The organism is Bradyrhizobium sp. Pa8 (genome assembly GCF_052588265.1).
On the sequence record NZ_CP176767.1, the window covers coordinates 3,392,085 to 3,405,158 of the forward strand.

Here is a 13,074-nt window from a genome sequence, read left to right on the forward strand (position 1 = left end):
CGTCTTTTTGGGACGGCCGCGAGATGCGGCCGTCCATGCTCGTCTTGAAAGGCTAACCTACTTGGCGCCGAGCTTGCCGGCGTCCTCGAAGGTCGGGCAGGTCCGTTGCTCCAGCGGCACGTCGAACGGCTGGTAATTGTCCTTGGTGATGACGGTCGGCTTCAGCACGATCTCGGCGATGACAGGCTGGTTGCGCAAGTTGCGGATCGCCATCATGGTGCCGAGGCACCCTTGCGCAAATCCGTTGTAGTCGCCGCTCGCAAGCAGCTTGCCGGACTTGATCGCGTCGATCGCCTCCTTGGTGCCGTTGATGCCGATCACCTGCGCCTTGCGGTTGGCACCGTCGAGCGCCTCGATCGCGCCGACCGCCATGGCATCATTGGCCGCCAGCACGCCGTCGATCTGCGAGTTCGACTGCATCAGGTTTTCCATGACCTGGAGCGCCTGCAGCCGCTGGTAGTTGCCGGGCTGCGAGGCCAGCAGCTTGGCGCCCGAATTCTCCTTCAGCGCGTCATTGAAGCCGCGGACGCGGTCGACATTGGTCAGCGAGCCCTTCACGCCCTCGATGATGACGATGTTGCCCTTGCCGCCCAGCGTCTTGAGCAGGAAGCGCGCGGTTTCCAGCCCGAGGCTGTAATCGTCGGCGCCGACGAAGGAGAGGAACTTGCCGCCGGCAGAGCGGTCGGTGATGTTGACGACCGGGATCTTGGCCTCGTTGATCTTCTCGACGCCCGGCACCATCGCCTTGTAGTCGACCGGCGTGAAGACGATTGCGCTCGGCTTCTTCACCACGACGTCCTCGATCTGGCTGAGCTGCTCGGGGATCGAGTCCGGCTTGGTCGGGATGTATTGCAGCGTCTTCGCGTTCAGCGCTTTCGCCATGTTGTCGGCACCGACCCGCACCGTCTGGAAGAACGGATTGGTCTGGTTCTTGGTGAACACGGCGATGGTCTCGCCGTCTGCACGCACGTCGGTGGTGAACGCGGCCGCCATCAGCAGCGGCAGCGCCAAATAGCCCAGTTTCTGTTTCATGTTGCCTCCATCCCTCATTTTGCTTGTTGGATTTCTAAGAGCTCATTGCGCGCGGCGGCGGGTCTTCATGTCGAGCCAGACCGCGAGAATGACGATGATGCCGGTGACGAGCGGCTGCCAGTTGGCACTGACCGACAGCAGGTTCATGCCGTTCAGCACCAGCGTCAGGATCAACGCGCCGATGAAGGTGCCGAACACGGTGCCGACACCGCCGAACAGCGAGGTGCCGCCGATCAGCACGGCTGCGATCGCGGGCAGCGTCAGGCTTTCGCCGATGTCGGCCTCAGCCGAATTGAGCCGCGACAGGAAGATGATCGAGGCGAGCCCCGCCATGGTGCCCGAGACCGCGTAGACCAGCAGCAGGCGCCGTGCGACCGGAATGCCGGAGAGGCGGGCGGCGACCGGATTGGCGCCGATCGCATAGATCTCCTGGCCCCAGATCGTTCGCTGCGCAAACAGCGTTCCGATCCCGAGGAACACTAACAGCAGGTAGACCGGGATCGGCAGGCCGAACAGATAGCCGCTGCCGATCTGGCGGAAGCCTGCCGGGAAGCCGTGCAGGGTCTCGCCCGCCATGTACCAGTAGGTGAGGCCGTTCAGCACCCAGAGCATGCCATAGGTGGCGATGAAGGAGGGGATGCGCAGCGCAGTAACCATGATGCCGTTGAGGAGACCAACGATGCCGCCGCAGGCAAGGCCGGTGAGGATGCCAAGCGCCGGCGAACCGGTCTTGTGGATCACTGTGCCGGCGATGCAGGCGGACAGCGCGACATTGGCGCCGACGGAGAGATCGAGGCCGGCGGTGAGCACGACCAGCGTCAGTCCCGACGCGATGAAGAAGGTCAGGCTCGCTTGTCTCAGCACGTTGAGGATGTTGCCGAGGCTCAGGAAGGAGTCGCTGAGCACGGCGAGCACCGCGCAGATCAGCAGCGCCGCGAGCAGGCGGTAGAACACCTGGATCGCGTCCTGCGACAGGAACGAGCGGGGCGGCGAGAGGGCCTCTTTGGAGATGTCGGTCATGCGCGGCTCCGCAGGCCGTCGAGGAAGAGGGCGACGATGACGAGGACGCCGACGCTTGCGACCTGCACCGAGGAGGGCATCGAGATCAGGTTGAGCCCGTTGCGCAGCACGCCGACCGCGATCACGCCGAGCAACGTGCCGAGCAGCCAGCCATTGCCGCGCTCGAACGAGGTGCCGCCGACCGCGACCGCGGCGATGGCGTCGAACTCGAGACCGAGGCCCGCGGTCGGGTGGCCGGAATTCATGCGCGCGGTCATCAGCAGGCCGGCAATGCCGGCCATGGCGCCGCCGATTGCGTAGACCGCGATCAGCAGCTTGTTCGGCGAGAGGCCGGCATAGCGCAGCGCCTCGCGGTTGCCGCCGAGCGCGAAGATGTAGGTGCCGAAGCGGGTGTGGTAGAGCAGCCCGTGGAAGGCCGCGTAGGTCACCAGCGCCATCACGATGGGCACGGGCACGCCGAGAAGCGTGGCCGAATAGATGTCGCGCACGCTGTGGGGGATGCCGACCACGCTCTGGCCATCGCTGACGATCAGCGACAGGCCCTGCGCCATGCCGAGCGTGCCCAACGTCGCGACGAAGGGCGGAATGCCGACGATGGCGACCAGCCAGCCGTTGGCGAAGCCGAAGGCTGCGCCGACAAGAAGCCCGGCACCGAGGCCGAGCAGCATCGACTTGGTTGCGAGCGACACGATGGCGACGCAGAGCGAGGTCAGCGTCAGCACCGCGCCCATCGATAGGTCCAGCCCCTCGGTCATGATGATCAAGGTCATCGGCAGCGCCAGCATGGTCAGGATGGTCGACTGCACCAGCACGTTGGAGAGGTTGGCGACCGAGAGGAAGCCGGGCGCGATGGCGCTGAACAAGGCGATCAGCAGCACGAGCACGATGGCAACGCCGGGAATGCGCTGCAACGGATTGGATTGTGAGACGACCGCGGCTTCACGCATGATGCATCCCCAGTCGCACGATGTTCTCCTCGGTCAGTTCGCTGCGGGTCAGGTGTCCGGCGATGCGGCCCTCGCGCATCACATAGGCGCGGTCGCAGACATGGCAGATCTCGACCTGCTCGGACGAGATCATCAAGGCCGCCGCGCCTTCGGCGACCAGCCGGTCGATCAGCGCAAAAATCTCGGACTTGGCGCCGATGTCGATGCCCCGCGTCGGCTCGTCGAAGATGAAGAGCTTTGAGCCGGCCGCCAGCCACTTGCCGATCACGACCTTCTGCTGGTTGCCGCCCGAGAGCAGGCCGACAGTCTGGCGCGCGCTTGGCGTTGCGATGCGGAGCTGCCGGATCAGGCCGTCGGACGTGCGCTGTGCGCTGCGCTGGTCGAACAGGCCGCTCGGGAACAGCTTTCGCAGCGCCGACACCACCAGATTGTCACTCACCGACCGCAGCAAGGCGAGGCCTTCGCTCTTGCGGCTCTCCGGGATCAGCGCGATGCCGCGGCGGGCGGCAAGGTCAGGCTCGCCGGAGATGGCCTTGCCGTCGAAAATGATCTCGCCTGACGTCACGGCATCGGCGCCGAAGATGGCGCGGGCGACCTCGCTGCGGCCGGAACCGACCAGGCCGCACAGGCCGACGATCTCGCCCCGGCGCACCTCGATGTTGATATCGGAGATGCCGGTCGACGAGCTCAAGCCCTTGACCTCGAGCAGCAGCTCGCCGGGCTTGTCGGCAAAGTTGCGCGGATAGGTCATGTCGACGTTGCGGCCGACCATCATGCGAACGAGCTGGTCCGGCGTGACGTCAGCGGGGCGAACGCCGTCGATGCGACGGCCGTCGCGCAGCACCGTGATGCGGTCGCCGAGTGCGAACACCTCGGCCATGCGGTGAGAGATATAGACGATCGAGACGCCGTCCGCCTTCAGTCGCGCGATCAGGGCGAACAGCAGCTCGGTCTCGCGGTCGGACAGCGCCGCGGTCGGCTCGTCCATGACCAGGATGCGCGCGTTCTGGCTGATCGCCTTCGCGATCTCGACCATCTGCTGCTGCGCCACCCCTAACTTGTCGATGGTTGTGGAGGGATCGATCTCGAACCCGATCGTGCCGAGCACGCGCCTGGCGTCGGCCAGGATCTTGCGGCGGTCGATGGTGCCGGGAATGCGGCCCTTCGGCTCGCGGCCGAGGAAGATGTTCTGGGCGATATCGAGATGGGGGACCAGCGAGAATTCCTGGAAGATCACGGCAATGCCGAGCTTCTGCGCATCCGCGGTCGAAGAGATCGCGACCTTGTCGCCCTTGTAGTAGAACTCGCCGGCATCGGCGCGGTAGGCGCCGCACAGCACCTTCATCAGGCTCGACTTGCCGGCGCCGTTCTCCCCCAACAGCATATGGACTTCGCCGGGGTAGATGGCAAAGGAGACATCATCCAGCGCCTTGACGCCGGGAAACTCCTTGCTGATGCCACGCAGCTCCAGCAGTGGCGTAGGGGAGGCGGGCTCGATGGCCAATGCGGCGCTGCTCATGGGTGCACTCGGCTCGCAAAAATCTTTCCGGGATTCATCAGTCCATTAGGATCGAGCGCGGTCTTGATCGATCGCATCACATCGACGGCCTCGCCGAGCTCATCAGTGAGATAATCGATCTTGCCGAGCCCGATGCCGTGCTCGCCGGTGCAGGTGCCGTCCATGGCGATGGCGCGCGCGACCATGCGGGCCTGCAGCGCCTTGGCGCCTTCGGCCTCGTCCGGCTTGGCCGGGTCGATCAGGATCAGCATGTGGAAATTGCCGTCGCCGACATGGCCGACGATCGGGGCGGTGAAACCGTGCTCGTCCGCGTCGCGCCTGGTCTCGGTCAGGCATTCGGCCAGCCGAGAGATCGGCACGCAGACATCGGTGATCACGGCGCGTGCGCCGGGCCGCAAGCCCAGGCCCGCATAAAGCGTGTTGTCGCGGGCGTGCCAGAGCCGGCTGCGGTCTTCCTGCGCCTTCGTCCAGGCAAAACCATGGCCACCATGGTCAGCGGCGATCGCCTGCGCGGCTTCGGCCTGCTCGGCGACGGACGTCTCGGAGCCGTGGAATTCGAAGAACAAGGTGGGGGCCTCGCGATAGCCGAGCTTCGCGTAGGCGTTGATGCCGCGCATCATGACGTCGTCGAGCAGCTCGATGCGTGCCACGGGGATCGCGGACTGAATCACGGAGATCGCGGTGTCCACGGCATCGTGCAAGGTGTCGAAGCTGCAAACCGCGGCCGAGATCGCCTGCGGAACGGGATGCACCTTCAAAGTGACTTCGGTGATGACGCCAAGCGTGCCTTCCGCGCCGACGAACATCCGCGTCAGGTCATAGCCGGCGGCCGATTTGCGCGCGCGCCTTGCGGTCCGGATCACGCGCCCGTCGGCCAGCACCACCTCCAGCGCCATGACATTGTCCTTCATGGTGCCGTAGCGCACTGCCATGGTGCCGGACGCACGCGTGGACGTCATGCCGCCGATCGAGGCGTCGGCGCCGGGGTCGATCGGAAAGAAAAGTCCGGTGCCGCGCAGCTCCGCATTGAGCTGCTTTCGGGTGATGCCGGGCTGTACGACGACGTCCATGTCGCTGTCATGCACCGTCAGCATCTTGTTCATGCGTGCGAAGTCGAAGCAGACGCCACCCGCGACCGAAGCCGCATTGCCTTCGAGCGAGGTGCCCGCGCCGAACGGGACGATCGGCATGCCGGCGCTGGCGCAGAGCGTCACGATGTCCGCGACCTCCTGCGTGGTTTCCGGGAAGACGACGATGTCGGGCGGTAAATTGCGATAGTGCGATTCGCTCTGCCCGTGCTGATCGAGCACGCCGCGCGCAACGCTCGCGCGCGGGCCGATCATGCCGGTGAGGCGATCGGCCAATATGCTCGTGCTGACCCGCGGTCCCATCCTTAGCTCCCGTCTGCTCCCTGTTGCCGGACTCTTGCTGGTCCGTCGTTTAGCCTAGGCGGCTCTCGCGTTGCTCGCGACCTGCTTCAGGCCGAAATCGTAATTGAGGTGGAAATAGTCGCGCTCCACCATGCGACCATCCGGCGCACGGCCGGCAGGATGGCCAGTGAATTCGCGGATCAGGCTGTCCTTGACGCCGAACACCACGTCGCTGTCGAGATATTTGTCACCGGCGACGAACACATGGGTCACGAGCTGCTCGAAGCCGGGCGCCGAGATCATGAAATGGACATGGGCGGGGCGCCAGGGATGGCGGCCCTGCACCTCCAGCATCTCGCCGACAGGGCCGTCATGCGGGATCGGATAGGCGGCCGGCTTGATCGACCAGAAATGGAAACGGCCATTGGCGTCGGTATGAAAGCGCGCGCGCATCGCGAGATCGCCGATGTCGTCGAGCTGCTGCACGTCGTAATAGCCGTCGTCGTCGGAATGCCAGACATCCACGATGGCCCCCGCAAGCGGTTGTCCGTCGACGGTCGAGACCGAGCCGGTGACCAGCATCGGATCGCCTTCCATCGGCCCCGAGATATCCGCGCCGCTATCCTTCTCCGGCGCGGCCTGGACGAAGAACGGGCCGAGCACCGTCGTCTCGGTCGCGCCTTCCGGCACGGGATGGTTGATCGCGTCGACCAGCATGGAGACGCCGAGCGTGTCGGACAGCAGGATGAATTCCTGGCGCTTGTCGTCGCACATGTGCCCGGTGCGGGTCAGGAAATCGATGCCGTATTCCCATTCCTTCTGGGTCGGACGGATCTCGCGGACGAAGGCATGAAGGTGGCGCACCAGCGCCTCGCTGACCTCTTTGATGCGTGGATCGGTCGCGTCCTTGATCCGCTCCAGCACCGCGTCGGTGATCGTATTCTCGTTGAAATTGCGCATCGGTGTCTCCGCGATCAGAGTTTGGGTTCGCCAAGCCCGGACAGACGTTCCAGGTGCTTGACGGTCGCGATGAAGTCGGTGTCGCCGTCACCCTGCGCGACCAGTGAGCCATAGGTCTCGCGCACCTGCGCGGCGAGCTGCAAGGGTACGCCGACGGCATGGCCGGCGCCTAAGATGAGATCGAGATCCTTGGCCATCTGCTTGCAGGAGAAGGTGGACTCGAAGTCGCGCGTCCGCAGGGGCGCGGTCTTGTACTTCACCATCGGCGAGGCCACAGCGCTGTCGTCGAGCACCTTCAAAATGTCCTGCCAGGCGATGCCGCCCTTGCGGGCGAGCGCGAGGCTCTCCGCCATCATCGCGGCCGATACCGCGATCATCAGATTGACCGAGAGTTTTGCGTAGCGCGCTTCCTCGGCCGGCCCGAGATAGGTCTGGGCGCGGGTGAAAGCAGCGAACAGAGACTTGGCGGTGTCGAAGGCATCCTTCGGCCCGGAGACGAAGCAGGTCAGGGCGCCGGTATGAACGATGCTGGCGTTGCCGGAGACCGGCGAACGCAGATAGGCAATGCCGCCGGCTTGAGAAGCGGCCGCAACTTCGGTGGAGGCCTCGACGCTCACGGTGCTGGTCTCGATCAGAACAGATCCAGTAGTCATCGCGGCGATCAGACCGGCGGGGCCGAGCAACGCGCCGCGCAAGGCGACGTCATCCGGCAGGGACGTGATGACCGCCGCCATGCCGCTCACGGCCTCGGCCGGCGAAGCGGCAATCGAAATGCCTTGCGCGCGCGCCTCGTTGATCCGGGCTGCGCTCTGATCGAACGCTGTCACGGCGTAGCCGGCCTTGGCGACGAGCGCCGACATCGGCAGGCCCATCTTGCCGATCCCGATGAAAGCGACATTCCTTGAAGCGTCGGTCATTGATCTCATCCATTGGCGCCTTCAGGCGGCGCGTCCCTGTCGTTCGATGTCCTGCACCAGCCGCCGGCCGGATTGAGTCAGCAACTCTTTCTTCGCGTCCAGCCCGTCAACCAAAAGCCGGCCATCCCGCTTCTTCCAGGCGCCGCCGATCATGACTGCCTCGATATTGGTGAGGCTCGTCTGCATCACGACGGTCGCGACAGGATCGTGCACCGGGACAAGGTTGAGATCGGATGCGTTGATGACGACGAGATCAGCGAGCTTGCCCGGCGTCAGCGAGCCGATCTGGCGATCGCGGCCCAGCATGCGCGCGCCTTCGGTCGTGATCCAGCGCAGCGCCTCGCGGACGGGAATCGTGGTGGTCGCCGGAATGGTGCCGCTCACTTGACGCGACTCCGCATTGTCGAGCGCCCGCTGCATCGACAGCGCGACGCGCGCGACGGAGAAGAGATCGCCGGCCAGCACGGATTCCAGGTCGATCCCGATGGTCGGGCGCACGCCGCGCTTGAGCAGCCGCCCGGTAATCGGAAAGCCGTGGCCCTGGATCATCTCGTTCTCCGGCGTCACCGAGAAGGACACGCCGAGGTCGACCATCTTGTCGAGGAGGTCGTCGGGCAGATCGTTGCCATGAACGATGTTGATGCCGGCGCCGACGAGGCCGGCCTCGATCAGCTTCTCCCAGCCGCCGGGCGTCTTGGCCGGACCGCCGCCCTGATGCATGGATGCGATCAGGTTGAGCTCGCGCGCCAGGCGGAAGTCGTGCATGGCGACGTCGAGCGTCGAATAGTGCGGTCCGAGAATCGCAAGCCCGAGCGTGACGAGGCCATCGCGGTCGGCGAGGGGACCGGCCAGCAGCCGCTCGACCTCGCGGCGCGGATGCGGAATCTCGGAGAAGTGCGGCTCGCCCGGCTTCGGCTCGGGTTTTGGCGAGCCGTGGAAGTAGGCGGCGCGGATGCCGCTCTCGATCAGCCCGCGCACGGCGGCATCGGTATGGTCAGGCGTCGGATTGTTGTGGCACCAATCGACCAGCGTGGTGGTGCCGCAATTGATCTGGTTCAGCGCACCGACGAGGGTCGCAATGTGGATGTCGTCGGGCCGGAACACGGTCGCGAGCCCGGCATGCATGCGACGGAAATATTCCAGCAGCGTCCAGTTGGCTGCATAGCCGCGCAACGCGGTTTGCCAGGTATGCATATGCGCGTTGATCAGGCCGGGGATGACGATGCGCCCGGTGCCGTCCACGATCTCGGTTTCGGAAGCGCCGCTGCCGAGGTCGATCGATGGGCGCACGTCGACGATGCGGTTGCCCTCGACCAGCACATCGCCGGTGTTGAGGTCGCCAATCGCCTCATCCATGCTGATGATGACAGCGGATTTGATCAGCGTGCGCCGCATCGGTTCAGGCCGCCGCTTTGATGGTAACAGGCGGCTCGCCGGCCCAGGCGCGGGCGATCAGCTCGCGGATGGCATTGCGCTGGAGCGGGCGCGGGTTCCAGTAGGCGTTGGTGACGGCGAGATCGGCGGCCTTGTCGATGCCGCTTTCGGGCATGCCGATGTCGCGCAACGCCAGCTTCGCGCCCAGCCGCTTCGCGAGGTCGTAGAGCCCCTGGGACGCGTCGGCCGCCCCGACCGCGCGCGAGATCCGCGCCATCGCATCGGGCACCGCCGGTGCGTTGTAGGCCAGCGCATGCGGCAGCACGATGGTGTGGGTTTCGGCATGCGGCAGATCGAAGGTGCCGCCGAGCGTGTGGCAGAGCTTGTGATGCAGCGCCATGCCGACCGTGCCGAGGCAGACGCCGCACAGCCAGGCGCCGTAGAGTGCCTCAGTGCGAGCCTCGCGGTCATCGCTTTTGGCTGCAATCGCGGGCAGGGCGCGCGCGATCGCGCGGATGCCTTCCTCCGCCATCAGCGATGTCACGGGATTGGTGTCGCGCGCATAGAGCGCTTCAACCGCATGCGCGATCGCGTTGATGCCGGATGTCGCAGCCAGGCTCGCCGGCAGCGTCAGGGTGAGGTCGACATCGTAGATCACGGTCTCCGGCAGCACGGCGGCGTCGCGCACCGTCGTCTTCAGGCCATTCTCGGTCTGGCCGACGATCGGCGTCATCTCCGAGCCGGCATAGGTGGTGGGAATGCAGAGCTGGTTGATTCCGGTGCGCAGGGCCAGCGCCTTGCCGAGACCGGTGGTCGAGCCGCCGCCGAGCGAGACGACGCAATCGGCCTCGCATGCCTTCATCGCCGCGAGCGCGCGCTCGGTGACGTCGATCGGGGTATGCATGGTCGCGCCGGGAAAGATGCCGGCATAAAGCGAACCGAGCGCGGCCCCCAAGCTCTTGCCTTGCGCCTCCTGCTGCGGCGTCGTCAGCACCAGCGCGCGCTTGCCGCCGAGCCGCTCGATCTCGGGTTTGGCGGAGGCGAGCGTTCCGCTGCCGAACACGACGCGGCAGGGCAGGTTTTCAAAGGTGAACGAACCGATCATGCGCCGGTCTCTTTGATGGGATAATCGACCTGGAAGCGTCCGATCCGCAAGTCGCCCAGCGCCTCGCGGACGCGCAAATGTTCCGGGTGGGTGGCATAGGCGGCGAGTGCGGCCTGGTCGGCAAATTCGGAGAACAGCACCACGTCGCAGGCGTAATCGACATCGCTGACGTCAACGCCGACCTCGATGTGGGTGAGGCCGTCGATCCGGCCGCGCAGGCCCTCGAACAGGGTCTTGACCTTCACCCGGGCGGCGGACCGCTCCTCGGGGGTCTCCCCGCGCAGCCGCCACATCACGATGTGCCTGATCGGGCCCGACATTTCCAAGTTTCCTCGCCTGCTATCTTGCTTGTGTTCTGGCCATTTTGACTTGCGGGATACGGAAATAAAGGTCAATATTTGTAAGTCTCTTTTTCTAAAAGTGGAAAAATGGATCGCCTGCTACAATTGGAGGTGTTCTCCAAGACGGCCGAGCTCGGCAGCCTGTCAAAAGCCGCCGAGGCCTTGCGCATGTCGAATGCGGCGGCGAGCCGCCATCTCAGCGCGCTCGAGGAGCGCCTTGCGGTCAGGCTGATCGAGCGCAACACACGCAGGCTGTGGTTGACGGAGGCGGGGCAGGAGCTGCTGGAGCGCTCCAGCCGGGTGCTGAGCGAACTGGCGGAGGCCGAGGACATCGTCAGCGATCGCGCGCTGTCGCCGCAGGGCACGCTGCGGGTCACGAGCTCGCTGTCTTTCGCGGTGATCTACCTGGCGCCGATGCTGCCGGCCTTCCGCGCGCGCTATCCGAAGCTCAACATGCAGATTACGACCGCCAACCGCTATCCTGATTTCATCGAGGCCGGCATCGACGTCGCGATCCGGACGCGCGAGCAGGAGCCGGATTCGAACATCATCGTCCGTCGCATCGGCCAGATGCGGCGCGTGCTTGCCGCCGCCCCTTCCTATCTCGCAAGCGCCGGCGAGCCGGAGCAGCCCGCCGATCTCGCGCGTCACAACATGCTGGTCTACAATCTCGCGAACGATCCCTATTCACTGCGCCTGCGCAAAAGCCATGGCGCGCAGACCGTCCGCATCACGCCGACGCTCGACAGCAATGACGGCCAGGTCATTCGCGGCGCGGCGCTGGCAGGGCTCGGCATCCTCATCCAGCCGCTCTACATCGTTCAAAGCGACATCGCGGCGGGCCGTCTCGTCCCGGTGCTGGTGGATTGGGAGCTGCCGCTGCTCACCATGAACATCGCCTACCAGAACCGCGCCGGGCTGCCCGCCAAGATCAGGGCCTTTTCCGACTTCCTCGTCACCCACATCCGCGAGCATTCGGAGCCGGGCATCTGGATGGACGCGACGAAGTGAGCGGGTAGCAGCCATGTATCTCGGCATCGATCTCGGCACCTCGGCGGTCAAGACCGTTCTCGTCGACAGCGCCCAGCGCGTGATTGCAAGCGAGAGCCGGCCGTTGACGACCGACTCGCCGCTATCAGGCTATTTCGAGCAGGACCCCGCGCAGTGGATCGATGCAACCTTCGCCACGCTGGATGCCTTGAAGGCGACGCATGCTGGCGAGTTGGCGGCCGTCGAGGGCATTGGACTGTCCGGCCAGATGCATGGCGCCACGCTGCTCGACGCGAGCTCGAGACCGTTGCGGCCCTGCATCCTCTGGAACGACGGTCGCTCCGCCGCCGAGTGTCGTGTCCTGGAACGACGCTGGCCCGCCTTGCGCGCGACGTCGGGCAACAAGGCGATGCCGGGATTCACCGCGCCCAAGCTGCTCTGGATCGCGGCGCACGAGCCTGAAATCTTTGCGGCGACGAAACTCGTTCTGATGCCAAAGGCCTATCTGCGCCTGGTGCTGAGCGGCGAGGCCATCGAGGACGTCTCGGATGCATCGGGATCGCTGTGGCTCGACGCCGCGCGCCGGGACTGGTCGGACGCAGCACTGGCAGCGACTGGCCTATCGCGCGATCACATGCCGCGTCTGGTCGAGGGATGCGCGCCCGCGACAACGCTGCGCGGCGAGCTGGCGCGGCGCTGGGGCATGAGCGGGCAGCCGGTGATCGCGGGCGGTGCCGGCGACAATCCGGCAGGCGCCGTCGGCATCGGCGCGATCCGGCCGGGAACCGCGTTCGTGTCCCTGGGAACCTCGGGGGCCTTACTGGCACCGACCAGCAGAATCGCCGCCAACCCGGACCGCGCGGTGCATACGTTCTGCCATGCCATTTCCGACATGTGGATTCAGGCCGGCGCGATCCTCTCGGCCGCCTCCTGCCTGGCCTGGATCGCGCGCCTGTTCGGCGCCACCGAGGCCGAGTTGCTGGCGCCGCTTGGATTGCGCCCGCAGGCGCCGTCGCCGGTGAGCTTCCTGCCTTATCTGGCGGGTGAGCGGACACCGCACGATGATCCCGCCGTGCGCGGAATGCTGGATGGTTTGAGCCATGGCACCGATCGCGGGTCGATCGTGCAGGCGGTGCTCGAGGGCGTTGGCTTCGCGCTTGCCGATTGCCGCGACGCGCTCGCGGATGCCGGCATTGCGATGACGGAAGCCGACGCCATTGGCGGTGGTTCACGGTCCCGGTTCTGGCTCTCGGTGCTGGCAAACGTGCTGGATGTTCCGATCCATCGCTTTGCCGGAGGCGAGACCGGCGCGGCGTTCGGTGCGGCAAGATTGGGGCGGCTTGCTGTCACCGGTGAGGCGATCGCCGCCGTGTGCACGCGGCCGCAACGCATCGAGACGTTCGAACCCGACGCTGGACTGGTCGATGCTTATGCCGAGCGGCTTCCCGCGTGGCGCGAACTGTATCGGCCGCGCCACTAGCGTCGCCTCGACGTTGCAT

At 65.7% G+C, this 13,074-nt stretch carries 12 protein-coding genes; 2 read left to right on the forward strand and 10 right to left on the reverse strand.

The features are described 5' to 3' along the window. Nucleotides 1-57: 57 nt before the first annotated feature. The 10 genes from ACKWRH_RS15155 to ACKWRH_RS15200 are packed head-to-tail and all read right to left on the reverse strand — an operon-like array spanning nucleotide 58 to nucleotide 10,564. Nucleotides 58-1,032, reverse strand: coding sequence for a sugar ABC transporter substrate-binding protein (locus tag ACKWRH_RS15155; RefSeq protein ID WP_445221202.1), 975 nt, complete (start codon nucleotides 1,030-1,032; stop codon nucleotides 58-60). A gap of 42 nt (nucleotides 1,033-1,074) precedes the next feature. After that, nucleotides 1,075-2,052, reverse strand: a complete 978-nt coding sequence (locus tag ACKWRH_RS15160) for an ABC transporter permease (protein ID WP_014496503.1) — start codon at nucleotides 2,050-2,052, stop codon at nucleotides 1,075-1,077. After that, nucleotides 2,049-2,999, reverse strand: coding sequence for an ABC transporter permease (locus tag ACKWRH_RS15165; protein ID WP_445221203.1), 951 nt, complete (start codon nucleotides 2,997-2,999; stop codon nucleotides 2,049-2,051). The genes ACKWRH_RS15160 and ACKWRH_RS15165 overlap by 4 nt, the downstream gene beginning before the upstream one ends. Beyond that, nucleotides 2,992-4,518 (reverse strand): sugar ABC transporter ATP-binding protein, encoded by a 1,527-nt coding sequence (locus tag ACKWRH_RS15170; protein ID WP_445221204.1) that lies wholly within the window; start codon nucleotides 4,516-4,518, stop codon nucleotides 2,992-2,994. Before ACKWRH_RS15170 ends, ACKWRH_RS15165 begins: the two co-directional genes overlap by 8 nt. Continuing rightward, nucleotides 4,515-5,909, reverse strand: coding sequence for an FAD-linked oxidase C-terminal domain-containing protein (locus ACKWRH_RS15175; RefSeq protein WP_445221205.1), 1,395 nt, complete (start codon nucleotides 5,907-5,909; stop codon nucleotides 4,515-4,517). The genes ACKWRH_RS15170 and ACKWRH_RS15175 overlap by 4 nt, the downstream gene beginning before the upstream one ends. Nucleotides 5,910-5,963: 54 nt before the next feature. Then, nucleotides 5,964-6,848, reverse strand: coding sequence for an intradiol ring-cleavage dioxygenase (locus tag ACKWRH_RS15180; RefSeq protein ID WP_445221206.1), 885 nt, complete (start codon nucleotides 6,846-6,848; stop codon nucleotides 5,964-5,966). 14 nt (nucleotides 6,849-6,862) lie between these two features. Then, nucleotides 6,863-7,765, reverse strand: coding sequence for an NAD(P)-dependent oxidoreductase (locus tag ACKWRH_RS15185; RefSeq protein WP_445221207.1), 903 nt, complete (start codon nucleotides 7,763-7,765; stop codon nucleotides 6,863-6,865). Nucleotides 7,766-7,786: 21 nt separating this feature from the next. Next, on the reverse strand, nucleotides 7,787-9,160 hold the full coding sequence (locus ACKWRH_RS15190; protein WP_445221208.1) for an amidohydrolase family protein: 1,374 nt from the start codon (nucleotides 9,158-9,160) through the stop codon (nucleotides 7,787-7,789). 4 nt (nucleotides 9,161-9,164) lie between these two features. Continuing rightward, nucleotides 9,165-10,244, reverse strand: a complete 1,080-nt coding sequence (locus ACKWRH_RS15195) for a maleylacetate reductase (protein ID WP_445221209.1) — start codon at nucleotides 10,242-10,244, stop codon at nucleotides 9,165-9,167. Continuing rightward, nucleotides 10,241-10,564 carry a Dabb family protein gene (locus ACKWRH_RS15200; protein ID WP_441268575.1) on the reverse strand — a complete coding sequence of 108 codons (324 nt, stop codon included), beginning with the start codon at nucleotides 10,562-10,564 and terminating at the stop codon, nucleotides 10,241-10,243. The genes ACKWRH_RS15195 and ACKWRH_RS15200 overlap by 4 nt, the downstream gene beginning before the upstream one ends. 108 nt (nucleotides 10,565-10,672) lie before the next feature. Between ACKWRH_RS15200 and ACKWRH_RS15205 the strand changes: the two genes are divergently transcribed. Together ACKWRH_RS15205 and xylB are read left to right on the forward strand one after the other, a co-directional pair. After that, nucleotides 10,673-11,596 carry a LysR family transcriptional regulator gene (locus ACKWRH_RS15205; protein WP_028147172.1) on the forward strand — a complete coding sequence of 308 codons (924 nt, stop codon included), beginning with the start codon at nucleotides 10,673-10,675 and terminating at the stop codon, nucleotides 11,594-11,596. A gap of 13 nt (nucleotides 11,597-11,609) precedes the next feature. Next, complete coding sequence (xylB, locus tag ACKWRH_RS15210) at nucleotides 11,610-13,055, forward strand: xylulokinase (protein WP_445221210.1); 1,446 nt, start codon at nucleotides 11,610-11,612, stop codon at nucleotides 13,053-13,055. Nucleotides 13,056-13,074 lie beyond the last annotated feature (19 nt).

Excerpts from the sequence above, each read along its gene's own strand:
- ACKWRH_RS15175 (WP_445221205.1), bottom strand. The coding sequence starts at position 5,909 with ATGGGACCGCGGGTCAGCACGAGCATATTGGCCGATCGCCTCACCGGC.
- ACKWRH_RS15155 (WP_445221202.1), bottom strand. The coding sequence starts at position 1,032 with ATGAAACAGAAACTGGGCTATTTGGCGCTGCCGCTGCTGATGGCGGCC.
- ACKWRH_RS15205 (WP_028147172.1), top strand. The coding sequence starts at position 10,673 with ATGGATCGCCTGCTACAATTGGAGGTGTTCTCCAAGACGGCCGAGCTC.
- ACKWRH_RS15170 (WP_445221204.1), bottom strand. The coding sequence starts at position 4,518 with ATGAGCAGCGCCGCATTGGCCATCGAGCCCGCCTCCCCTACGCCACTG.
- ACKWRH_RS15200 (WP_441268575.1), bottom strand. The coding sequence starts at position 10,564 with ATGTCGGGCCCGATCAGGCACATCGTGATGTGGCGGCTGCGCGGGGAG.
- ACKWRH_RS15190 (WP_445221208.1), bottom strand. The coding sequence starts at position 9,160 with ATGCGGCGCACGCTGATCAAATCCGCTGTCATCATCAGCATGGATGAG.
- ACKWRH_RS15160 (WP_014496503.1), bottom strand. The coding sequence starts at position 2,052 with ATGACCGACATCTCCAAAGAGGCCCTCTCGCCGCCCCGCTCGTTCCTG.
- xylB (WP_445221210.1), top strand. The coding sequence starts at position 11,610 with ATGTATCTCGGCATCGATCTCGGCACCTCGGCGGTCAAGACCGTTCTC.
- ACKWRH_RS15195 (WP_445221209.1), bottom strand. The coding sequence starts at position 10,244 with ATGATCGGTTCGTTCACCTTTGAAAACCTGCCCTGCCGCGTCGTGTTC.
- ACKWRH_RS15180 (WP_445221206.1), bottom strand. The coding sequence starts at position 6,848 with ATGCGCAATTTCAACGAGAATACGATCACCGACGCGGTGCTGGAGCGG.
- ACKWRH_RS15165 (WP_445221203.1), bottom strand. The coding sequence starts at position 2,999 with ATGCGTGAAGCCGCGGTCGTCTCACAATCCAATCCGTTGCAGCGCATT.
- ACKWRH_RS15185 (WP_445221207.1), bottom strand. The coding sequence starts at position 7,765 with ATGACCGACGCTTCAAGGAATGTCGCTTTCATCGGGATCGGCAAGATG.